Origin of the sequence: Burkholderia sp. 9120, from assembly GCF_000745015.1 — a bacterium.
In the GTDB taxonomy this organism is placed as follows: Bacteria; Pseudomonadota; Gammaproteobacteria; order Burkholderiales; family Burkholderiaceae; genus Paraburkholderia.
The window spans coordinates 364,226-386,986 of record NZ_JQNA01000002.1; the positions used below are offsets into that span (position 1 = coordinate 364,226).

Sequence of the window (22,761 nt, forward strand, 5' to 3'; positions counted from 1 at the left end):
ATCACCGATGCCCGCCGCCCTTACCCGGCTTCTGCACCGGCACGCTACGCAAATCCTCCAGGAACGTATCGCGCCACACGCCGAGATCGTTCTTGCGCAGCGCCGCCATGTTGATCTCGTGACGCCGCTGGCGCGCGTCGAGCGGCATCTGCAACGCGCGCTGCAACGCTTCGCACATGCCGATTGCGTCGTGCGGATTGACCAATAACGCGCCGCTCAACTCGGCCGCCGCGCCCGCGAAAATCGACAGCACCAGCACGCCGGGATCGTCCGGATTCTGCGCGGCGACGTATTCCTTCGCGACCAGATTCATGCCGTCATGCAACGGCGTCACGAAACCGATCTGCGACTCGCGAAACAGCGACATCAGTTTCCATCGATCGTATTGCTGGTTCAGATAACGGATCGGCGTGTAGTCGAGCCCCGAGTAGCGACCGTTGATGCGCCCTGCTTCGTACTCCAGATCCTGGCGGATCTTCTGATACGTGACGACGTCCGAACGGGTGGGCGGCGCGATCTGCACGAGCGTGACGTTGCCGCGCCATTCGGGCGAGCGCTCCAGCAATTGCTCGAAGGCCCGGAAGCGTTCGACCAGCCCTTTCGAATAATCGAGCCGGTCGACGCTCATGATCAGCTTGCGTCCTTCGAGACTCTGCTTGAGGTCGAGCACATGCTGGCGGCTTTCGTAGCGCTGCGCCTGCTCGGCGATCTCATCCGGGAACACGCCGATCCGGTAGACGCCGGTGCGCAGCTTGCGGCCGAATGCTTCGACGTGGCCGTCCGCGCTCACCGAGCCACGCGCGTGGCGTGTCGCGTAGTCGTGGAAGGCGAGTTCGTCGGTGGCGGTCTGAAAGCCCAGCAGGTCGTAGCACGACAGCGACTTCACCAGCTCTTCATGCGGCGGAATGTTGAGCAGAATCTGCGGCGCGGGAAACGGAATGTGCAGGAAGAAACCGATGCGGTTCGTGATGCCCTCGTTGCGCAACGCTTCGGCGAACGGGATCAGATGGTAGTCGTGAACCCAGATCACGTCGTCGGGTTCGAGCAGCTTGATCAGCTTGTGCGCGAGCCACGCGTTGACGCGCCGGTAGCCCGCGTATTCTTCGCGCTCGTAGCGCGCGAGGTCGTTGCGGTAGTGGAATACCGGCCACAGCGTCGCGTTCGAAAATCCGCGGTAGTACTGGTCGTAATCCTTGCGTGTGAGACCGACGGTCGCGAAGGTCACCGCGCCGTCCTGCTCCAGCGTCGGACCGGCATTGGCGACGGTCTCGCTGACCACGTCGCCACTCCAGCCGAACCACACGCCGCCCGCGTCTTTCAGCGCGCCGAATACGCCGACCGCGAGACCGCCGGCCGAGCCCTTGGTTTCCGTCGGCGTGGCGACGCGATTCGACACGACGATAAGTCGGCCCATGATGTGTCCTCCTTGGTTCGTGCGGCGCGAAGCACGCCCCTGCCGCGCCGGATTCGTGAGTCAGTGGACCATTCGACCGCTTTAGTGCCCGATCAGTTGCATCGATCTGCAAGCGGATGAATACGGTTGGCGGTGGCGAGCTACGGCCACGCCACGCCCTTCCGTCAGACTTTTTCCTGCGCCTTCACCTGCGCAGCCTGGGCCGCAGCGTCTGCATCCGCCATCGGCAGCCGGCCGCTGCGGCTCGCCACCGGATCGGCCTCGGTATGCGCAACCGTGCTACCGGCCGGCGTATGCAAACCGCGCGGCACCCAGTCGAGCGGTTCGCCCTTGCCGTTCTCGAGTTCGGCCGACACGTCGGCGCGCGCCCGCGGCAGGTACTGCGGATAGTGCTGCTGGATAAATTCGAGCAGCCCCTCGCGCACGCGGCAGCGCAAATCCCAGTTCAGCCCCGAATCGAGCGAACTGACCAGCGCGCGCAACTGCATCGACCGTTCGGTGCCGTCGGTGACCTGCAGCACCTGCACGCGGCGATCCCACTCGGGCGCGGCCTCGACGATGCGCGCCAGCTCCTCGCGCAGCGGCGCGAGCGGCATCCGGTAATCGACGTACAGAAACACCGTGCCGATGATCTGCGAACTGCTGCGCGTCCAGTTGGCGAACGGATTTTCGATGAACCACTGCAGCGGCACGATCAGCCGCCGCTGGTCCCACAGACGCACCGACACGTATGTGCCGGTGATTTCCTCGATGCGCCCCCACTCGCCCTGAATCACGACGACGTCGTCGAGGCGGATCGGCTGCGACAGCGCGATCTGCAGGCCGGCAATCAGATTGCCGAGCACCGGCCGCGCCGCGATACCGGCCACCAATCCGGCGACGCCCGCCGACGCCAGCAGGCTCGCGCCGATCTGCCGGACGTTCGGGAAGGTCATCAGCGCGCCGCCCACACCGATAATCACGATCACCAGCATCACCGAACGCGCCAGCACGCGCGCCTGCGTATGGATGCGGCGAGCCTGCAGGTTGTCGGCGGTATCGAGCGGATGGGCCTGAATGATCGCCTCGCCGATCGCGGCCGCCGAGCGCACCGACAGCCACGTGATGGCGCCGATCATCGCGATGCCGGCGGCGTCGCGCAGCGGCGTGATGAACGTGAGCGTATCGGGCGCCTCCCACCACACGGCTTCAAGCGCGAGGATCACGAGGAACAGACGCGACGGTTTGTCGATATAGCGCAGCACCACGCTGGTCAGCGGATAAGGCCGCGCGATGCGCGTGACGATGCGCGCGCCGACCCGCTGGATGCCGAGCGCCAGCAGCGCCGCGACGACCGACACGATCAGCGCGCCGAGCCAGGTATGCAGCGGCGCTTCGGCGATACGGGCGAAGTCGTCGAGAGTGGGCATGGGGGCATGGTCCTCGTGACTTGAGGGAGAGGGATGGATGGGCCGTACGACGGCGGGTCGAACACAAACCCGGGGCGGGTTTCAGACCGATTCAGCCCATATCGTGCCAGGCCGGAGAAGAAAGCGCGATCAGCGCCAAGCGCCCGGCGCGCGCTCGTTAAGCACGCGTCGGGCGCTCGACGTCATTCAGATCAATTACCGCTCTTGCAAGGAAACGCCTTGCCGAGCCCCAGCGAGATCGCCGTGCTGGCGTTATAGCCCGCGACGATCGGATTTTCCGCGATGTACTTGCGCACCGCGTCGGTCAACTGCGCCGAGCGCGCGTCCTGCGGCAAGCAGAAATACTGGCCGACTCGCGGCCCGGTCGTGCCGCCGATTGCGTCGATGGTATTGAAGATGCCGTCGGCGGCGCCTTCGATATAAGCCGCGCATGCACTGCGCGATGCCACGTCCGTCTTGGTGCACAGCTTGTTGAGGTCGCCCCCCGTGAACGCGGCTGCCGATAGTGGTACGGCGAGCGCGCTGGCGAAAATCAAAGCCCGCAGCATGGTGTTCCTTTCCAGGGTCGTTTATCAGGCGGTCTTTCGCCGCATCCGGACGGCGCGCTCAAGCGGCGCGCCAAAGTCGTCATTCTGCACTGTTTTGCGAAGCGCAAGCGCGTCAACTGGCGCTATCTACAGGCAAAAGTGCGGGGAACGAGGGAACGGTGCTGTGCCGCATTCACGCTTCGGCACTTCGGTACTTTGGTGCCTTGGTGCTTTGCCATTCCGGCACCTCGGCCCTCTACCCGTCGGCGCGCTGTGCGCGCGCTCCCCATTCCCGCGCCCTTTACTTCTGCATCTGCTGCAGCCGCGCGGTCAGCCCTTCAACCACGTCCGGCTCTTTATAAGTCTTCGCGAAATCGAGCGCCGTCAGGCCGATCTGGTTCTTCACCGTCAGATCCGCGCCGTTGTCGAGCAGCAGCTTCACCGTCGACACATGGCCGCCGCGCGCCGCCATCATCAGCGGCGTGGTGCCGTTCGGCGAGCCGGCGTCGACATACGCGGAATGATCGAGCAGCACCTTGACGACGTCGTCGTGGCCGTTCGCGGCCGCGTAGTGCAGCGGCGCCCAGCCCTTCTTGTTGACTTCGGCGTCCTTCGCGATCAACTGGTTGACGAAATCGAGGTCGCCGTTCAGCGCGGCCATCATCATCGCGTTCTCGCCGGCCTTGTCCTGAATCTCGATGTTGGTCTTCGGATTCGCCAGCAGCGCGGCGCCCACCTTGTCCGACTTTTCGCGCGCGGCGATCACCAGCAGCGGAATGCCCTGGTTATCGACGCTGTTCGGGTCCATGCCCTTGGCGAACAATTTGTTGACGCCGTCGACGTCGTCGAATTTGACCGATTTGATCAGCGAGTCGATCGGCGCGGCCTGAGCCGGCGACGCGATCAGCGTGCTCAACGTGACGCAAGCCAGCGTGGCCGCGAACACCGAGCGCAGCGCGCGCGACGCGCGCAACACGCTGCGGCGCGCCGGAACCCGCGCAGTGCGCGCGGCGGAAGTCTTTTGAATGGCAGCGATCGACATCGGAATATTTCTCATATTGTGCTTTAGGAACCTTCCCTATCCTTTTGAATTTTATCGACTTTATAAGGTCACACGCCAGCCGGCACGGGAATCTTGAAGAGCCGGAAAAAGTTTTGCGTCGTCGCGGCGGCCAGCGCCGTGTCCGGCATCTCGCGTTGCTGCGCGATGTAGCGTCCGACATAACTCACGTACGCAGGTTCATTGGGCTTGCCGCGATACGGCACGGGCGCGAGGTACGGCGAATCGGTTTCGATCAGCAGACGCTCGAGCGGCACGCGGCGCGCGACGTCCTGCACGTCGGTCGCGCTCTTGAACGTGACGATGCCCGACAGCGAAATGTAAAAATTCTGCGCCAGCGCCTGTTCGGCGACGGCCCACGGCTCGGTGAAACAATGCATCACGCCGCCCGGCTCGCTCGCGCGCTCCTCGGCCATGATGCGCAGCGTGTCTTCCGACGACGAGCGCGTGTGGATGATCAACGGCTTGCCCGTGGCATGCGCCGCGCGGATATGCGTGCGAAAGCGCTCGCGCTGCCACTCCATGTCGGCGATCGTGCGGCCTTCCAGACGGTAGTAGTCGAGTCCGGTCTCGCCGATCGCCACCACCTTCGGATGCGCGGCCAGTTCGATCAGCTCGGCCAGACTCGGCTCGCGCATGTCCTCGTGATCCGGATGCACGCCCACCGACGCGTAGACGTTGTCGTGCTGGCTGGCGATCTCCAGCACCGACGGCAACGTCTCCAGATCGACCGACACGCACAGCGCATGCGTGACCGAATGGCTGCGCATATTCTCGAGCACCTGCGGCAGGCGGTCGGCGAGTCCTTCGAAGTTGATGTGGCAGTGCGAATCGACAAACATGGTGAGGTCCTGCGTAAAAATGGCGTGAGGTGAATCGGGCGGCTTCGGTCGGCCTTATTAGTCGCTCCTGGTCGGGTTTATTCGACTTCGGCGGCTTCCGTCGGCGCGTCGAGGCGTTTGCCGAGAATCACCAGATCGCGCTCCACGTCGTCGAGCACGGCTACGCGCGGCAACGAACCCCACGTGTCGAAGCCGAAGCCGCGGAACAGCCGCAAGCTCGCATCATTGTGGCCGAAGATGAAACCCAGCACCGTGTCGATGCCGAGCGCCGGCGCGGCCGCCAGCGACGCCGCCAGCAGTTGCTTGCCGAGGCCGTGGCCACGGGCGCTTTCGTCGAGATAAATGCTGACTTCCGCCGTGCGCAGATAGGCCGGCCGGCCGTAGAAATCCGAAAAGCTCAACCAGGCGATCACGCGGCCGGGCTGCTGCGAATCTTCCACCACCCACAACGGACGCTTATGCGGGCCGTGCGCGTGAAACCACGCCAGACGGCTTTCGACGCTGACCGGTTCGAGGTCGGCGGTGACTTGCCGCGACGGCACGGTCGAGTTGTAAATAGCGACGATGGCGGGCAGATCGTCGAGCGTGGCATCGCGGTAGGCAAGGCTCATGGTGCGTTGAACGTGAGGTAGATAGTCAGGGAGAAGACCCGAACGGACCCAAACGGGGCTTAAAAACCGCAGCGGCCCTACGCGAACAACTCGCGGTAGCCGAGAAACAGCTCCTCGAACACCAGCCGCGCATTCAGCGGATGGTTCTCGACAGCGCGTTGACGCGTCACGGTCCGCATGAAACGCGCGAACGCGCTGGCGTCCGCCTGCGACGCGCAGCGCGTCAACGCCGCCGAAGCCTGCGGGAAATAACGCGGCGCGCCCGCGGTGCGCTGCGCCAGCAGATCGTACATCCAGCGTTGCAGCCAGCCGAGCACCAGCGGCACCGGCAGCTTCTGCAGCGCCTCGCCGCAGGCGAACGCATCGCACCCGGGGCCGGCGGCCAGTTGCTTGAGAGTCCAGTCGCGCAGTGCGCGGTTCTCGTCGCTGGCGAGCGCAAGTGCCGCGAGCGGCGCGCCGCCGGCTTCGGCGAGCAACGCGGGCGCGTCGGCCACGCCCTGCGCGGCCAGCCATGTCGCGGCCAGTTCCGGCGCCGGCACGCTCATCGGCCATTGGCGGCAACGGCTGATGATGGTGGGCAGCAGACGGTCGATCCGCGCCGACACCATCAGGAACATCACGCCCGCCGGCGGTTCTTCGAGCGTTTTCAGCAGCGCGTTGGCCGCGGCGATGTTCAGCGCTTCGGCCGGATACAGCACCACCACGCGCGCGCCGCCGCGATGCGATCCCACGCCGACGAAGTCGAGCAAGCCGCGAATCTGCTCGATCTTGATTTCCTTGCTGGGCGCGCGGGTCTTTTTGCCTTCGTCGGCGTCGGCCTTGTCCGCTTTTTCGTCCGCGGCGCTGTTCAGGCCGGCTTCGGCGGCCAGCGCCTCGGGCACGACGATCCGGTAATCCGGATGGTTGCCCTGGGTGAACCAGTTGCAGGCCACGCAGGCACCGCACGGCTCGCCGTTGGCCAGCTGCGCCTCGCACAGGAACCCCTGCGCGAGATGCTGCGCGAAGCGCAGCTTGCCGATGCCGCCTTGTCCATGCAGCAACAACGCATGCGGCCAGTGGCCGCGCAATTGTTGCAGGCGGTTCCAGTCATCGGCTTGCCACGGATAAATCATCGTTTCTCTTTGAAATCAATCGGCTAGCGAAGTAAAGCGAGATGCCACTCGAACTTTGCCGACCGCTATAAACCAGGGTTATATTCTTTTAAAATCAAAGAACTGCAATCAACTCTTCAAGCTGCTTCTGAATGCGCGCGATGGTCTGCGAAGAGTCAATGATAGCGAACCGGTAAGGCGCCTCTTCCGCGCGACGCAGATATTCGCTGCGGGTGCGGTTGAAGAACGCCGTCGATTCACTCTCGAAACGATCCGGATCGCGCACCGCGCTGCGCCGTTCGTCGGCGACTTCCGGGTCGAGGTCGAACAGCACCGTCATATCCGGCTGAAAACCGCCCTGCACCCAGCGCTCCAGCGTTTCCAGCTTGTCGCGCGGCAGCCCGCGGCCGCCGCCCTGGTAGGCGAAGGTCGCGTCGGTGAAACGGTCCGACAGCACCCAGTCGCCGCGCGCGAGCGCCGGCTCGATCACTTCGGCCAGATGCTGGCGGCGCAGTGCGAACATCAGCAGCGCCTCGGTTTCGAGGTCCATCTTCTGATGCAGCACGATCTCGCGAATCTGCTCACCGAGCGGCGTGCCGCCCGGTTCGCGCGTCATGACCACCGCGCGGCCCGTGCTCGCCACCTTGTGCTCGAGGCGCTCGCGGAACCAGCTCAGATGCGTGGTCTTGCCGGCGCCGTCTATGCCCTCAAACGTAATGAATTTGCCCCGCGCCATCATTGCCCTCGAATGTATTTGTCCACGGCCTTGTTGTGATCGCCGAGGTTGTCGGAAAAGATGCTGCTGCCGTCGCCGCGCGACACGAAATACAGCGCGGTGCTTTGCGCCGGGTTCATCGCCGCCTGCAGCGATGCGACACCGGGCAGCGAGATGGGCGTAGGCGGCAAACCCATCCGGGTGTAGGTATTGTAGGGAGTGTCCGTCTGCAGGTCTTTCTTGCGGATTCGCCCCGTGTAACTGTCGCCCATGCCGTAGATCACGGTCGGGTCGGTCTGCAACGGCATGCCCACCCGCAGACGGTTGGCGAACACCGCCGCCACCATCGGCCGGTCAGACGGCTTGCCGGTCTCCTTTTCGATAATCGACGCCATGGTCAGCGCGTCGTACGGCGTCTTGTACGGCAGGTTCGGCGAGCGCGCGAGCCACGCTTCGTCCAGACGCTGACGCATCAGGTGATACGCGCGGCGGTACACGTCGAGGTCGCTGGTGTTCTTGTCGAACAGATAGGTGTCGGGGAAAAACAGCCCCTCGCCGTTACCGATCGACGCTTCCGGCGCGCCGATCGCCGTCATCAGATCGGCGTCGCTCAGGCCGGCCGTGTCGTGCTTGAGCGCCGGATTGGCGTCCAGTTCGGCGCGCATGCGCTTGAAGGTCCAGCCTTCGATAATGGTCGCCACGTATTCGTTGACGTCGCCGCGCGCGATCTTTTGCAGCACTTCATACGGGCTCACGCCGGTCTTGAACTCGTAGTTGCCCGATTTCAGCTCACTCTGCAACCCCAGCAGCCGCGTCATGGCGACGAACAGTTCCGGCTCGACCGGCACGCCGCCGCGATTCAGTTGCAAGGTGACGCTGCGCAGGCTGCTGTGCGGTTTGACGGTGACGTCGAGTTGCGCGGGGTTCAGATCGAGCGGGCTGGTGGCCCAGTGATAGCCGGCTGCAACGGCGGCTACGGCCAGCACAACGACGAGTGAGCCGGCGACGAAACATTTCTTCAGGAGGGACATGCCGAACGGGACAGGAGTGGACTGCATATAATACTTGTTTGCCTTAGCTAAAGTCAGAATTGACTGTTCTCCGAATCCATGAACACACCGCTCGCTACCGCTTCAGGCACTGCCTCAGTCAACCCTTCCGCTGCTGCCGCCGCGCCGGCTTCGTCCGTCGCGCTGCCCGTGCTGCCGCGTCCGTCCGCCGATGAATTCGACGCCGTCGTCCAGCACGGCGCCTACATGCCGCTCACGCAGTTCGGCGTGATCGACACGATCGGCGACGACGCGGCGAGCTTCCTGCACGGCCAGCTCACCAACGACACCCAGCATCTCGACGCCGCCAACGCGCGGCTGGCCGGCTATTGCTCGGCCAAGGGCCGGCTCCTGGCGTCGTTCCTGACGTGGCGCAGCGGCGAGGCGATCCGCCTGCTGGTGTCGAAAGACGTGCAGGCCGCGGTGCAAAAACGGCTGTCGATGTTCGTGCTGCGCGCCAAGGCCAAACTGGTGGACGCGAGCGGCGAAGTCGCGGTGATCGGCCTCGCCGGCGACGTGCGTCATGCGCTGTCGGGCGTGTTCGACGCGCTGCCGGACGGCGTGCATGTGAAGGTGGACGGCCCGGCGGGCTCGCTGATTCGCGTGCCGGACGCGCTCGAGCGGCTGCGTTATCTGTGGATCGGCCCGAAGGCGCAGATCGAAGCGCATCTGCCGGCTTTAGAGGACAAGCTCAAACGCGTGTCGCCGGCAGTGTGGGACTGGCTCGACATTCGCGCCGGCGAACCGCGCATCACCCTGCCGGTGGTTGAGCAGTTCGTGCCGCAAATGGTCAATTTCGACGTGCTCGGCGCGGTGAACTTCCGCAAAGGCTGCTATCCGGGTCAGGAAGTCGTGGCACGCAGCCAGTATCGCGGCACGATCAAGCGGCGCACGTCGCTGGCGAATGTGGCCGGCGAACTGGACACGGTCAAGGCGGGCGCGGAGCTGTTTCACTCGGACGATCCGGGTCAGCCGTGTGGGATGGTCGTGAATGCGGCATCGGCGCCGGAAGGCGGCGTCGATCTGCTGGTGGAGATCAAGCTCGCCGCGCTGGAAAACGGCTCGGTGCATCTGGGCGCGGCGGAAGGTGCGGGGTTGCGGTTTCTGCCGCTGCCGTATGGGTTGCCGACTGAAGTTTGAGCGGCAAAGGAGACCCTCCCCCGATGTGCCTGATCGTCTTCGACTGGCGACCCGATGCGGTCGACGGCCCGCTCTTCACGCTCGCCGCGAACCGCGACGAATTTCTTCGCCGCACCGCCGAACCCGTCAGTTGGTGGCACGACGCGCCAGCCGTGCTGGCCGGCCGCGATCTGGTGGGCGGCGGCACGTGGCTCGGCGTGTCGCGCGACGGCCGTTTTGCCGCGCTGACCAATTACCGCGCACCGCATGAAATGCGCGCGGACGCGCCGACCCGCGGCACACTCGTCAGCGACTGGCTGAGCGGCGCCGCGCGCGACGCACACGGTCAGCCGCTCGACACGCCGCTCGCCTATCTGCAACACGTCGCGCAAACCGGCGAGATCTACAACGGCTTCAACCTGCTGGTGGGCGACTGGACACGCCGCGAACTCGGCTGGTACTGCAACCGTTCGTCGCTGGCGCCCGCGCTGCTCGCAGCGGGCACGCATGGCATTTCGAACGCGGTGCTCGATACCGCGTGGCCGAAGCTCGTCAACAAGCGCGCGGAACTGGGCGCCCTGCTCGCAACCCAGACCATGCCGCCGCTCGAACGGCTGATCGATCTGATGCGCGACCCGCGCCTCGCACGCGACGACGAATTGCCGTCCACCGGTATTCCGCTGGAACGCGAACGGGCGTTGTCGGCGGCGTTTATCGAAACGCCGGAATACGGCACGCGCGGCACGACCGCGTTGCGCGTGGCCGCGCAGGGCGATGTGATCAGCGTGGCCGTGGCCGAGCGCAGCGACGATAACGGCTCGCACCGGATCGTGCGGCCCGGCGACTTCGAGCGCAGCTTCGCGTTCAATGTTGAACGCGAGACCGCCTGATAAGCGGCCCGATGGCTCCCCTGTTGCGGGCAGAGCGGTCAGCGGTCAGACACGCTGCAACCTGAGATCGCCGGATAAGCAGTCTGACGGCTCGCCTGTTGCAAGCAGAGCGGTCACACACGCTGCAATCTGAATGGCGACGCCGCTAGTCCACCTCGCCAGGCCACGCAGCCATACCGCACCCCACCTCTTACTCCACGCCGAACGCCCCGCGCAATGCCGCGGCGGCATCGGCATGCGCTTGCGCCACATCGGGCACAAAGCCGCCCATCTTGAAGAACTCGTGGATCATGCCCGGGTAGTGTCGCAACATGACCAGGTTGCCCGCGGCGCGTAACTTTTCCGCGTAGGCGTCGCCCTCGTCGCTCAACGGATCGTATTCGGCGGTCGCGATCCAGGCCGGCGCGAGGCCGCTGAACGCGGGCGCGCCGCGTTGGCCGTCGAGCGGCGCGAAACGCCAGTCGTCGCGATCGCTGCTGTCGCGCACGTAGTGATCGAAGAACCATTGAATCGTCTCGCCCGACAGCAAAAATCCGTTGGCCAGACGCGCGTGCGATTCCGTTTGCTGATGGCTGCTCGTGCCGGGGTAAATCAGCAATTGCAGCGCGAGTTCGATATCCGCGTCGCGTGCGAGCACCGCGCAGACCGTCGCCAACGTGCCGCCCGCGCTATCGCCGCCCACCGCCAAACGGTTTTCATCGATGCCGTATTCCGCCGCGTGCGTGTGCAACCAGCGCAACGCGTCGAACGCGTCATCGACCGCGGTAGGAAACTTGTGCTCGGGCGCGAGTCGGTAATCCACCGACAACACCGCGCAGCCGCCATCGCGCGCGAACATGCGGCATAGCGCGTCGTGCGTGTCGACGCTGCCCACCGTGAAGCCGCCGCCGTGGTAATACACCAGCGCCGGAACCGGTTCAGCCCAGCCGGGTTCGACCGGAAAATAGAGACGCGCGCGAATCGTCGCGCCATCGCGCGTGGGCACGCGCAGATCGTCGACGGAGAACATCGGCGCGCTGGCGATCTCCAGGATCGGTGCGCTTTTTTCATACGACGCGCGCGCCTGTTGCGCGGTCATTTCATGAAGCGGCGGACGTTTGGCCCGCGCGATCATGTCGAGCACCTGCTCGATCTTCGGATTCAGCGGCATGGTGCGTCTAACGGCGCAAAGGCGCCAAAAAAGTAGAAAGGATCCGGCGAACCTCGCATCGCAACCCATCACGATGCGGCAACTCGCCGGTCATGCTGGCGATCCCCTAACCCGCGTTCTTCACTTCGGGCTTCAGCGACATCGGATCGGTCGGGTTGCGCAAATGCTCGATATCCTCATGGCGCAGTTCCACCGTCGCCATGATGCCCGGGTGCGTGATGATGTAGAAACGCCGTGCGGCGATCGCTTCGAAGGTGATATCGGCGACGTCGGCGGCGCTCAGCTTGCCCGACTGCACCGCGCGATGCAGTTGCTTGCCCGCGGCGATCTGCGAGCGGGTCGGGCCGCTGTCGTTGCGCAGTGTTGCGGGGCGCGCGCGTTCGGCGTTGGCGATACCGGTCGGCACGAAGGCCGGGCACAACAGCGAACAGCCCACCAGAGCACCAGCCGCACCGGCACCTTGCACACCTTGCGTCGCTTGCCCCGCTTCTGCCGCCTGCGCCGCTTGCGTCACCTGAGCCGCCTGCGCCAGTTGCAGATCGTGATACAGCGTCTCGGTGAGCGACACCACCGCATGCTTCGACGCGTTGTAGATGCCCATCGCGGGCGGCGACAGCAAGCCCGCCACGGACGCCGTATTGACGATATGCGCCGGCTCGTTCTGCGCCAGCATGATCGGCGTGAAAACACGCACGCCGTGCGCGACGCCCATCACGTTGACGCCGAACACCCACGACCAGTCGTTCACCGAGCTTTCCCACAGGAAGCCGCCCGAGCCCACGCCCGCGTTGTTGAACAGCAGATGCACCTTGCCGAACGCGTCGAGCGCCGCCTGCGCGAGCGCTTCGACCTGGGCCGCGCTGGCGACGTCGGTCGGCACGCCGATCACTTCGGCGCCGCCGGCGCGCAAGGCGTCGACGGTTTGCGCGAGCGCCTCGGGATTCACGTCGGCCAGCACGAGCTTCATGCCAAGCGCCGCGCCCTTGTCCGCGAACGCACGGCCGAAGCCGCTCGCCGCGCCGGTGATCACCGCCACCTTGCCTGTGAATTCGAACATCGTGCGCCCCCTGGTTGGCTCAGATCAGCTTGACGAGTTGCTTGCCGAAATTCTTGCCTTTGAGCAGTCCCATGAATGCCTCGGGCGCCGCGTCCAGACCTTGCGCGACGGTCTCGCGATACTGCAGCTTGTTCTGCGCGACCAGCGTGCCGAGCTGCTTCAGCGCTTCCGGCCACACTTCCATATGCTCGCTGACGATAAAGCCTTGCACCAGCAAACGCTGCGTGAGCATCAGCGAAGGATGCTTGAGCGGCAACGGCTGGCCGTCGTAGCCCGCGATAAACCCGCACAGCGCGATCCGGCCGAACGCATTCATGCGCGCCAGCGTCACATCAAGCACTTCACCGCCGACGTTCTCGAAGTAACCGTCCACGCCGTCCGGCGTCACCGCCTTGAGGTCCTGATACAGATTGCCGGCCTTGTAGTCGACGCAGGCGTCGAAGCCGAGCGTCTCGACCACATAGCGACACTTGTCTGCACCGCCCGCAATGCCGACCGCGCGCGCGCCGGCCAGCTTCGCCAGTTGCCCGACCACGCTGCCCACCGCGCCGCTCGCCGCGCTGACCACCACGGTCTCGCCCGCCTTCGGCGCGATGATGCGGTTCAGCCCGTACCACGCGGTGACGCCGGGCATGCCGACCGGTCCGAGATAGGCCGACAGCGGCACATGCGTATCGTCCACTTTCTGCACGCCCGCGCCGTTCGAGACGCCGTATTCCTGCCAGCCGAACATCGCGATGACCTTGTCGCCTACCGCGAATTTCGGGTTCTTCGACTCCACCACTTCACCGACCGTGCCGCCGACCATCACTTCGTCCAGCGGCTGCGGCGCCGCGTACGACTTGCTGTCGTTCATGCGGGCGCGCATGTACGGATCGAGCGACAGGAAGTGATTACGCACGCACAATTCGCCGTCGGCGAGCGGTGCGAGCGGCGTCTCGACGAGCCTGAAATTGTCCGGCGTGACGGCGCCTTGCGGACGCGAAGCCAGCACGAGTTGACGGTTGATCTGGGGCATGTCGTTCGTCTCCATGAGTTGCCGGTTTGATCGGCGAGTAATTTGAAACGGGTGCTAGTCGCAAGAAGCAAAAGCGACGCGGCGCGCACGGTGTTCGGACAGCACATGCAGATACACAGACACGTCGGTGCACCTGCACGCCGCGGGCAATCAACCGTCGCTCGGACCGGGTTTCGCCGACGGGTCGCTGCGCAAGCGTTGCTGCGTCACCTCGCGGCCCACCGCGAGGCGTCGCATGTATTTGAACGTGCCGAGCGCCTTGGCAACGAAGTGCCCTTCGCTGTCGCGAATCTCGCCTTCGCAATAGGCCATGGTGGTCGAGCGATGCAGCACGCGACCGGTCGCGCGCAACTCGCCGCGGCCCGGTTGCATGAAGTTCACCTTCATTTCGACGGTGACCACGCCCACACCGTCGCCGGCCAGACTGCGCGCGGCCATGGCTAGCGCGACGTCGGCGAGCGTCATCGTGACGCCGCCGTGCGCGACGTCCCAGGTGTTCATATGATCGGGCTGCAGCGGCAGTACGACTTCGCTGACGCCGTCCGCCGCGGACACGAGCTGCGCGCCGAGCCGGTCGACGAACGGACTCTCGGGCAAGGTCGCGCTATTGGCTTTGGATGAAGTTGAATCGGTCATTGCGGTTATCTGAATTCGTGCTCGACGCGCGATGAATCACGACGCGATACGGGTCGAGCGGGTTGTGCGGGTTCGGCGATCAGCAGCGGGAAATGATACCCGCTATGGCGTTTTCGCATGCGTGGCCATCCGCGTGGCGAGTCGGCCGAGCTTGCGCACCGCCTCGTCGGCCTGCTCGATATCCGTACTCGGACAACTCAGGCGAATGAAATGATCGAAGCGTCCCGCGTTCGAATACACGGTGCCGGGCATCACGCGAATGCCATCGCGCAAAGCGGCCTCGAAGAACGCCGCCGACGACACCTCGCGCGGCAGCTCGATCCAGAAAAACATCCCGCCGCCCGGCGGCGTGAAACGCGTGCCGTCCGGAAACGACGCGGCAATCGCCGCCGCCATCCGCTCGCGCTGAATCCGCAGCCGGTCGCGCAAGCGCCGCAAATGCCGCTCATACGCGCTGGTTTCCAGAAATTCGGCGAGCACGACTTGCGCCAAAGGCTCGTTATGACGCGACTGCGCGAACTTCAGCATGCCGACACGCGGATGCCAGCGGCCGCCGTTGATCCAGCCGACCCGCAAGCCGGGCGCCAGCGTCTTGTTGAACGACGTGCAGTGGATCACGGTGCCGTCGGTGTCCCAGGCCTTGAGCGAGCGCGGCGACGACGCCGCGTCGACGAGTTCGCGATACGGATCGTCCTCGATCAACGCAATGCCGGCCTGCGAGCACAGTTCGACGAGTCTGGCCTTGTGTGCGTCGGGCATCACGCTGCCGAGCGGGTTCTGCAGGTGCGGCACGACCACCACGGCCTTGATGTCGGGATGCGTGTGCAGCGCGAACGCCAGCGCTTCGACGGCAAGACCGGTGCTCGGACTGGCGGGAATTTCGAGCGCGCGTAAACCGAGGCTTTCCAGTGCCTGCAGCAGGCCGAAAAAACACGGCGACTCGACCGCGACGGTGTCGCCCGGTTGAGTCACGGCGCGCAACGCGAGGTTCATCGCTTCGATACCGCCATGGGTCATGATGACGTCGTCCGCGCCGATCTGGATGCCGGCCTCGAGCACGCGCCGCGCAATCACCGCACGCAACGCCGGATCGCCGTGATCGTGGCCGGTGGCGGTCAGCAAGGTGGGCTGCCGGCGCAACGCGCGCAGCGCGGTTTTCTGCAGCGCCGCGGTCGGATAGAGATCGGGCGACGCGGTCGAGCCGCCCAGATTGAGCGCGTCCGGATAGCGCCGGTATTTGGACACGATCGCCGAAATCGTCGAGTGAATCCCGACGAATTGCGCGGCGCCCGGCTGCAAGGCGAGATCCGCCGCGTCCGGTTCGGCGGCGGCCGGCAACGCGGCGGCGGGCGGCACCCGCACGAAATAGCCGGCACGCGGCCGGGCGTCGATCAGCGCGGCGCGTTCGAGCACGCGGTAGCTTTCGGTCGCCGTCGCGAGACTCACGCTGTGGCGCTGCATGAATGCGCGCATCGACGGCATGCGGTCGCCCGGGCGCAGCACGCCGTTGCCGATCGCGCGACGGTATTGGTCGGCCAGTTGCCGATAGAGCGGCTGGCTATCCGCCGCGCGCTCCGCCGACGGCGAGCTGTCTTGCAAGGAAGTGGACTGTGTCATGCGACGATAGTGCGGACTGTTCGCGTGCTGCAACAGATACACATCGGCGCCATTCGGACCGATACAGCACGCTGAATGGCCCTACTGCACCGGTTCAGATAGTCAGGCGTTGCGGCTGTTTTCACGTCGACGGACTCCCTAAGCTGTGTGGCATGAAAACGGTTTAAAGGAATCGCTCATGTCGCTCCGTCAACCTCGCGCCTTGTCCTCTCGCGACGCCGTGCCCTCGCGCCTGCCCGCCGGTCAACTGGCCCTGCACGACCTGCGCGCGCGCACCGCGATCGTGGCGGTGGAAGGCGCGCTGCAACTGCAGTTGCGCGATCACTCGCTGGCCTGGCTCGGCGACGCCGTGCCCGTCACTACGATCAGCTTGCAGGAAGGCGAGTGTTTCGTAACGCCGCAACGCGGCGTCGTGTCGATCAGCGCGGTGCAGGGGCACGCGGCGGCGTTCGTGTTGCAGCCCCCGCGCTTGCAAAACAACCTGTACGACCTGATGCGCCAGGCGCCGCAATCGCTGGCCGGGCTCGTCAAAACCTGGTGGCGACGCACCGCCTGACACGCGCCGTCCGGCTCATCGTTGCCCAGTACAATGCATGATCCAACCCGCTTCCTTCGAGGTGCCGGTCATGTCCTTTCTTCGCGCGTTGCTGTCCAGCCGTCCCGTTCGTCTGGCCGCCCTCGGCGCCGTCGTCACGCTGACGCTCAACGGTTGCGCCAGCCTGTTCGGCGGCGACCCGTTGCGCGTGAACGTGGCCGGCATCGAACCGATCGACAGCCAGGGCCTCGAAATGCGCTTCAACGTCAAACTGCGGGTGCAGAACCCCAATGAATCGGCGGTGAGCTTCGACGGCGTATCCCTCGCGCTCGAACTGAACGGCAAGCCGTTCGCCAGCGGCGTCAGCGATCAGGGCGGCACGGTGCCGCGCTACGGCGAAACCGTCGTCAACGTGCCGCTGACCGTGCCGGCCTTCGCCGCGGTGCGCCAGGCCTTCGCGTTCGCGGGCGTCGCGCAGTCGGGGCAAATTCCCTACCTGCTGCGCGGCAAGCTCGCGGGCGGCTTGACGAGCACGACACGTTTCGTCGATCAAGGGACCTTGAGCCTGCCGGCGCTCGGCATGGCAATGCCTTAAGGTTGGCACACCGGGCTGGCAAACAGCCTCACACCACTTCGAACAACCCCGCCGCGCCCTGGCCGCCGCCGATACACATCGTCACGACCACCAGCTTCGCGCCGCGCCGCTTGCCTTCGATCAGCGCATGGCCGGTCAGCCGCGCGCCCGACACGCCGTACGGATGGCCGACCGCGATCGCGCCGCCGTTCACGTTCAGGCGATCGTGCGGAATACCGAGCTTGTCGGCGCAATACAGCACCTGCACCGCGAACGCCTCGTTCAGTTCCCACAGGTCGATGTCCTCGACCTTCAAACCGGCCTGCTTGAGTAGCTTCGGCACCGCGAACACCGGCCCGATACCCATTTCGTCCGGCTCGCAACCGGCCACCGCGAAGCCGCGGAAAATCCCCAGCGGCTGCAGGCCTTCACGCTCCGCGACCTTCGCGTTCATCACCACGCAGGCCGACGCGCCGTCCGAAAACTGGCTCGCATTGCCCGCCGTCACGACGCCACCCGGCATCGCGGTACGGATCTTCGACACGCCTTCGAGCGTGGTGTCGGCGCGAATGCCTTCGTCGCTGCTAACGGTGACTTCTTTCGTGAACAACCGGCCGCTCGCTTTATCGGCGACGCCGGCCAGCACCGTCAACGGCACGATCTCGTCCTTGAACTTGCCGGCTTCGAGCGCGGCCGCGGCGCGTTGCTGCGAGCGCACGCCGTATTCGTCCTGACGTTCCTTCGAAATCGAATAGCGCCTGGCAACGTTTTCCGCGGTCTGCAGCATCGACCAGTAGATTTCCGGCTTGTGCTGGCTAAGCCAGCCTTCGGTCATCATGTGGCGGTTCATCTCGTTCTGCACGCACGAGATCGATTCCACGCCGCCCGCGACGAACACGTCGCCTTCACCGGCGATCACGCGTTGCGCGGCGAGCGCGATGGTCTGCAAGCCCGACGAACAGAAGCGGTTCACCGTCATGCCCGGCACGCTGACCGGCAGGCCGCCGCGCAGCGCGATCTGCCGCGCGATGTTCATGCCCGTCGCGCCTTCCGGATTGGCGCAGCCCATGATCACGTCTTCGACGCGCGCCGGATCGAGGTTCGCGCGCTCGACCGCGGCCTGCGTCACGTGGCCGCCGAGCGTCGCGCCGTGCGTCATGTTGAAACCGCCGCGCCAGGATTTGGCGAGGCCCGTGCGGGCGGTCGATACGATTACGGCGTCAGTCATGCAAATCTCCTGTTTCGACGAGAGTGAGCGTATTGGTCAGAGTGGGCGCATTAGCGCTGACTCTCGTCCCCTACAAGTTGGTCGGACCTTCCCGATGTCGATGGTGGCGTGCCGGCACTTCGCCGTACGGCAGTTTGCGGACACGCACGCGCCACCTCAGTCATTTCACTCGAAGGGCCTATGGCCCTTGAAGCCTCAGCCGTTGAACCCGCGACCCTTGGCCGCCAGTTCCGCGATACTCGGCGCGAGTTGCCACGCGTCGCCGTTCGGCCGCGCCGCATAGCGGCGAATCGCGCGCTCGACGTTGTAGAGCCCGACGGTATCCGCGTACAGCATCGGACCGCCGCGATACAGCGGAAAGCCGTAGCCGGTCAGATAGACCATGTCGATATCCGACGCCTTCGACGCGATGCCTTCCTCGAGAATCTTCGCGCCTTCATTGACGAGCGCGAACACGAGACGTTCGACGATTTCCTCGTCGCTGATCTTGCGGCGCTCGGCGTTGGCTTCCTTCGAGAACGCGCCGATCATCTCGTCGACCACCTTCGACGGATACGCCGCGCGGTCGCCCGCCTTGTAGTCGTACCAGCCGCCGCCGGTCTTCTGGCCGAAGCGCCCGGTCTCGCACAGACGATCGGCGATCTTCGAATAGTGCATATCGGGATGTTCCTGATAGCGGCGCTTGCGGATCGCCCAGCCGATGTCGTTGCCGGCCAGATCGCTCATGCGGAACGGGCCCATCGCAAAACCGAATTTCTCGATGGCCTTGTCGACCTGCGCGGGCAGCGCGCCTTCTTCGAGCATGAAGAGCGCCTGACGGATGTACTGCTCGATCATCCGGTTGCCGATAAAGCCGTCGCACACGCCCGAGACCACCGCGGTCTTTTTGATCTTCTTCGCGAGCTTCATGACGGTGGCGAGCACGTCTTTCGCCGTGTCCTTGCCGCGCACCACTTCGAGCAGCTTCATCACGTTGGCCGGGCTGAAGAAGTGCATGCCGACCACGTCCTGCGGACGCTTCGTGAACGCGGCGATCTTGTCGACGTCCAGCGTCGACGTGTTCGACGCGAGGATCGCGCCGGGCTTGGCCACTTCGTCGAGTCGCTTGAACACCTGCTCTTTCACGCCGAGTTCCTCGAACACGGCTTCGACGATCAGGTCGGCCTGCTTGAGGTCGTCATAGGACAGCGTGGGTGTGATCAACGCCATGCGCTGTTCGAGCGCCTCGGGCTTGAGCTTGCCCTTCTTCACGCTGGCTTCGTAGTTCTTGCGGATCGTAGCGAGTCCGCGATCGAGCGCGTCCTGTTTCGTTTCCAGCAGCGTGACCGGAATGCCCGCGTTGATGAAGTTCATCGCGATGCCGCCGCCCATCGTGCCGGCGCCGATCACCGCCACCTGGGCGATATCGCGCACCGGCGTATCGGCCGGTACATCGGGAATCTTGCTGGCCGCGCGTTCGCCGAAGAACGCATGACGCAGCGCGTGGCTCTCGGGCGTCTGCACCAGCGCGATGAAGCAATCGCGTTCGAATGCGAGGCCCTTGTCGAAACCGTTCTGCACGCCGGCTTCCACCGCGTCGATACATTTCAGCGGCGCGGGGAAATTCTTCGCCATCGCCGAGACGGTGTTGCGCGTGAACTGGATGAAACCGGCCGCGTTCGGATGCTCGATCTTGCGATCGCGCACGCGCGGATGCGGGCCTGCCTTCGCGCCGACCTGGCGAGCGAACGCGAGCGCCGCGTCGGCCAGATCGCCTTGCGCGATTTCGTCGAACAGACCCGAATCGGCCAGTTTCTCGGACAGGACCGGCGCGCCGGACACGATCATATTGAGCGACGCTTCGAGGCCGATGGCGCGCGGCAGACGCTGCGTGCCGCCCGCGCCCGGCAGAATGCCGAGCTTCACTTCCGGCAGCGCGATCTGCGCGCCGGGCGCCGCAATGCGGTAATGCGCGCCGAGCGCCAATTCCAGACCGCCGCCCATCGCCACGCTGTGAATTGCCGCGATCACCGGTTTCGCGCTGCTTTCCACCACCTTGATGACGGTGGCGAGCGTCGGCTCCTGGGTCGCTTTCGGCGTGTTGAATTCGGTGATGTCGGCGCCGCCCGAAAAGGCTTTGCCCGCGCCGGTCAGCACGATGGCCTTGATGGCCGGATCGTTCTGCGCGCGCTCGATTCCGTCGACGATGCCGGCTCGCGTCGACAGGCCGAGGCCATTCACGGGAGGATTGTTCAGCGTGATGACGGCCACGCCGTCATGAGTTGTGTAGTCCACTGCCATCTCTGCCTGCCTCCATGCGATTCATGCCATGTTGCGGTTGAGGCGGCGCATGACGCGCCGCCCGTCCGGTTCACCGAGTCGGATCATTGTCCGCTTGTTGCCGGCGAGTGGGCGACACGCTCAACGACTCATACGCCGACTCGTAACCAACTCGCTGCTCGATTAACCGGGGTCAGCAGGCAGAATACACAAAAAAGCACGCTCGTTCAATTTACCGTTAGGCGGGGTTTCCCCTAACCAGCGGACAATCCTTCTCGTCCTCCAATGCAGACGGCAGCACGTGATTGCGGAACAGATCGCGCAGCTTCAGCTTCTGCAGTTTGCCGGTGGCCGTGTGCGGCAGTTCGTCGACGAAGGCGACGTCGTCGGGAATCCACCATTTGGCGACCTTGCCGTCGTAGAACGCGAGCAGTTCCTTGCGCGTCACGTCGAAACCCGCGCGCTTGACGACCACCAGCAGCGGCCGCTCGGTCCACTTCGGATGCGCGCAGGCGATGCAGGCCGCTTCCGCCACCGCCGGATGCGCGATCGCGACGTTCTCGACGTCGATCGAACTGATCCATTCGCCACCCGACTTGATCACGTCTTTCGAGCGATCCGTGATGTTCAGAAAACTGTCCGGGTCGATCGTCGCGACGTCGCCGGTTGGAAACCAGCCGTCCACCAGCGGCGAATCGTCCTTGCGGAAATACCGATCGATCACCCACGGTCCGCGCACATGCAGATCGCCGAACGCAACGCCGTCCCAAGGCAACTCCCGACCGTCTTCGCCGACGATCTTCATATCGACGCCGTACAGCACATGGCCCTGCTTTTCCAGCAATTTGCGCTGCTCGGCGAGCGGACGTTGCGATTGCTCCCACGTCAGTTTCGACAGCGTGCCGAGCGGCGACATTTCGGTCATGCCCCATGCGTGAATCACCTGCACGCCGTAGTCGTCCTCGAACGCGCGCAGCATGGCCGGCGGACACGCCGAGCCGCCGATCACCGTGCGATTCAACGACGAAAACCGCACGCCCGCTTCGCGCAGATAGTTCAGCAAACCGAGCCACACGGTCGGCACGCCGGCGGAATACGTGACGCGTTCGCTCTCCATCAATTCGTACAGCGACTTGCCGTCGAGGTCCTTGCCGGGGAACACCAGCTTCGCGCCGGTCAACGGCGCGCTGTGCGGAATGCCCCATGCGTTCACATGGAACATCGGCACGACCGGCAGCACGGCGTCGCGCGCGGACAGGCTCATGGCATCGGGCAACGCCGCGCCGAACGCGTGCAGCACCGTCGAGCGATGCGAGTACAGCGCGCCCTTCGGATTGCCGGTGGTGCCGGACGTATAGCAAAGGTAGGAGGCCTGGCGCTCGTCGAGCTCCGGCCACGCGAAGTTGCCGTCCTGCGCGTCGACCAGCGTTTCGTAACTGAGCACCGGCGTTTGCATGGCCGGCAGATGCGCTTCGTCGGCGAGCGCGATCCAGCCGCGCACTTTCGGGCACTGCGGCGCGAGCGCGTCGACCAGCGGCGCGAACGTGGTATCGAACATCACGTAGGCGTCGTCGGCGTGATTGACGATGTAGGCGATCTGGTCGGGAAACAGACGCGGATTGATCGTGTGGCATACGGCGCCGAAGCCGGTCGTGCCGTAATACGCTTCGAGATGCCGGTAGCCGTTCCATGCCAGCGTCGCCACCCGTTCGCCCGGCTCGACGCCCAGCGCGATCAGCGCCTGTGCGAGCTGCTTCGCGCGTTTTTCGCAATCGCGGTAGGTGTAGCGATGCAGATCGCCTTCGATACGCCGCGACACGATTTCGGTGCCGCCGAAATGCCGCGCGGCATGCGCGAGCAACGAGGATACGGTGAGCGGCACGTCCATCATCTGTCCAGGCAGCGGCGTCGTCATAAAGAGAGGTCTCCTCGTTCTGGTTGCTTCAATGGGACGCCAGCC

At 65.0% G+C, this 22,761-nt stretch carries 21 protein-coding genes; 4 read left to right on the top strand and 17 right to left on the bottom strand.

The genetic code is table 11. From position 1 onward, the window contains the following. Position 1: 1 nt before the first annotated feature. The 9 genes from otsA to mltG form a co-directional block, all read right to left on the bottom strand. Entirely contained in the window at positions 2 to 1,414 is a 1,413-nt protein-coding gene (otsA, locus tag FA94_RS09875) for an alpha,alpha-trehalose-phosphate synthase (UDP-forming) (protein WP_035550221.1), read from the bottom strand. A 164-nt stretch (positions 1,415 to 1,578) separates the two neighbouring features. After that, entirely contained in the window at positions 1,579 to 2,823 is a 1,245-nt protein-coding gene (locus tag FA94_RS09880) for a mechanosensitive ion channel family protein (RefSeq protein ID WP_035550224.1), read from the bottom strand. Between the two features lie 191 nt (positions 2,824 to 3,014). Then, positions 3,015 to 3,371: a Rap1a/Tai family immunity protein gene (locus FA94_RS09885; protein WP_035550226.1), complete on the bottom strand. Its 357-nt coding sequence runs from the start codon at positions 3,369 to 3,371 to the stop codon at positions 3,015 to 3,017. 280 nt (positions 3,372 to 3,651) lie between these two features. Then, on the bottom strand, positions 3,652 to 4,407 hold the full coding sequence (locus tag FA94_RS09890) for an ankyrin repeat domain-containing protein (RefSeq protein ID WP_035550228.1): 756 nt from the start codon (positions 4,405 to 4,407) through the stop codon (positions 3,652 to 3,654). A 53-nt stretch (positions 4,408 to 4,460) separates the two neighbouring features. Beyond that, on the bottom strand, positions 4,461 to 5,252 hold the full coding sequence (locus tag FA94_RS09895) for a TatD family hydrolase (protein WP_035550231.1): 792 nt from the start codon (positions 5,250 to 5,252) through the stop codon (positions 4,461 to 4,463). Positions 5,253 to 5,329: 77 nt separating this feature from the next. Next, complete coding sequence (locus FA94_RS09900) at positions 5,330 to 5,863, bottom strand: GNAT family N-acetyltransferase (protein ID WP_035550234.1); 534 nt, start codon at positions 5,861 to 5,863, stop codon at positions 5,330 to 5,332. 77 nt (positions 5,864 to 5,940) lie between these two features. Further along, positions 5,941 to 6,975: a DNA polymerase III subunit delta' gene (locus FA94_RS09905; protein WP_035550237.1), complete on the bottom strand. Its 1,035-nt coding sequence runs from the start codon at positions 6,973 to 6,975 to the stop codon at positions 5,941 to 5,943. Positions 6,976 to 7,069: 94 nt separating this feature from the next. Further along, positions 7,070 to 7,690, bottom strand: coding sequence for a dTMP kinase (gene tmk / locus FA94_RS09910; RefSeq protein ID WP_035550239.1), 621 nt, complete (start codon positions 7,688 to 7,690; stop codon positions 7,070 to 7,072). Then, positions 7,690 to 8,700 (bottom strand): endolytic transglycosylase MltG, encoded by a 1,011-nt coding sequence (gene mltG / locus FA94_RS09915; protein ID WP_035561806.1) that lies wholly within the window; start codon positions 8,698 to 8,700, stop codon positions 7,690 to 7,692. Before mltG ends, tmk begins: the two co-directional genes overlap by 1 nt. Before the next feature lie 78 nt (positions 8,701 to 8,778). Here mltG and ygfZ point away from each other — a divergent pair, with 78 nt between their 5' ends. Next, on the top strand, positions 8,779 to 9,858 hold the full coding sequence (ygfZ, locus tag FA94_RS09920; protein ID WP_035550243.1) for a CAF17-like 4Fe-4S cluster assembly/insertion protein YgfZ: 1,080 nt from the start codon (positions 8,779 to 8,781) through the stop codon (positions 9,856 to 9,858). 23 nt (positions 9,859 to 9,881) lie between these two features. Further along, entirely contained in the window at positions 9,882 to 10,727 is an 846-nt protein-coding gene (locus tag FA94_RS09925; protein ID WP_035550246.1) for an NRDE family protein, read from the top strand. A gap of 190 nt (positions 10,728 to 10,917) precedes the next feature. Here FA94_RS09925 and FA94_RS09930 read toward each other — a convergent pair whose 3' ends face one another. The 5 genes from FA94_RS09930 to FA94_RS09950 form a co-directional block, all read right to left on the bottom strand. Further along, positions 10,918 to 11,877, bottom strand: coding sequence for an alpha/beta hydrolase (locus FA94_RS09930; RefSeq protein WP_035550251.1), 960 nt, complete (start codon positions 11,875 to 11,877; stop codon positions 10,918 to 10,920). 106 nt (positions 11,878 to 11,983) lie between these two features. Beyond that, the gene (locus FA94_RS09935; protein ID WP_035550253.1) at positions 11,984 to 12,934 is read right to left on the bottom strand and encodes an SDR family oxidoreductase; all 951 of its coding nucleotides are present in this window, start codon (positions 12,932 to 12,934) and stop codon (positions 11,984 to 11,986) included. A gap of 19 nt (positions 12,935 to 12,953) precedes the next feature. Beyond that, a complete protein-coding gene (locus FA94_RS09940; RefSeq protein ID WP_035550256.1) occupies positions 12,954 to 13,952 on the bottom strand; it encodes an NADP-dependent oxidoreductase in 999 nt (332 codons plus the stop codon). Between the two features lie 150 nt (positions 13,953 to 14,102). Next, positions 14,103 to 14,588 carry a PaaI family thioesterase gene (locus FA94_RS09945; RefSeq protein ID WP_035550259.1) on the bottom strand — a complete coding sequence of 162 codons (486 nt, stop codon included), beginning with the start codon at positions 14,586 to 14,588 and terminating at the stop codon, positions 14,103 to 14,105. A 102-nt stretch (positions 14,589 to 14,690) separates the two neighbouring features. Beyond that, a complete protein-coding gene (locus tag FA94_RS09950; protein WP_035561807.1) occupies positions 14,691 to 16,205 on the bottom strand; it encodes an aminotransferase-like domain-containing protein in 1,515 nt (504 codons plus the stop codon). 178 nt (positions 16,206 to 16,383) lie between these two features. Here FA94_RS09950 and FA94_RS09955 point away from each other — a divergent pair, with 178 nt between their 5' ends. After that, on the top strand, positions 16,384 to 16,761 hold the full coding sequence (locus FA94_RS09955; RefSeq protein WP_035550262.1) for a hypothetical protein: 378 nt from the start codon (positions 16,384 to 16,386) through the stop codon (positions 16,759 to 16,761). A gap of 70 nt (positions 16,762 to 16,831) precedes the next feature. Then, positions 16,832 to 17,335 carry an LEA/WHy family protein gene (locus FA94_RS09960; RefSeq protein ID WP_035561810.1) on the top strand — a complete coding sequence of 168 codons (504 nt, stop codon included), beginning with the start codon at positions 16,832 to 16,834 and terminating at the stop codon, positions 17,333 to 17,335. Positions 17,336 to 17,363: 28 nt separating this feature from the next. Here FA94_RS09960 and FA94_RS09965 read toward each other — a convergent pair whose 3' ends face one another. From FA94_RS09965 to FA94_RS09975, 3 genes are all read right to left on the bottom strand, one after another. After that, complete coding sequence (locus tag FA94_RS09965; RefSeq protein WP_035550265.1) at positions 17,364 to 18,542, bottom strand: acetyl-CoA C-acyltransferase; 1,179 nt, start codon at positions 18,540 to 18,542, stop codon at positions 17,364 to 17,366. A 195-nt stretch (positions 18,543 to 18,737) separates the two neighbouring features. Beyond that, positions 18,738 to 20,822 carry a 3-hydroxyacyl-CoA dehydrogenase NAD-binding domain-containing protein gene (locus tag FA94_RS09970; protein ID WP_035550268.1) on the bottom strand — a complete coding sequence of 695 codons (2,085 nt, stop codon included), beginning with the start codon at positions 20,820 to 20,822 and terminating at the stop codon, positions 18,738 to 18,740. A gap of 217 nt (positions 20,823 to 21,039) precedes the next feature. After that, the gene (locus FA94_RS09975; RefSeq protein ID WP_035550270.1) at positions 21,040 to 22,716 is read right to left on the bottom strand and encodes a 3-(methylthio)propionyl-CoA ligase; all 1,677 of its coding nucleotides are present in this window, start codon (positions 22,714 to 22,716) and stop codon (positions 21,040 to 21,042) included. Between the last annotated feature and the right edge of the window lie 45 nt (positions 22,717 to 22,761).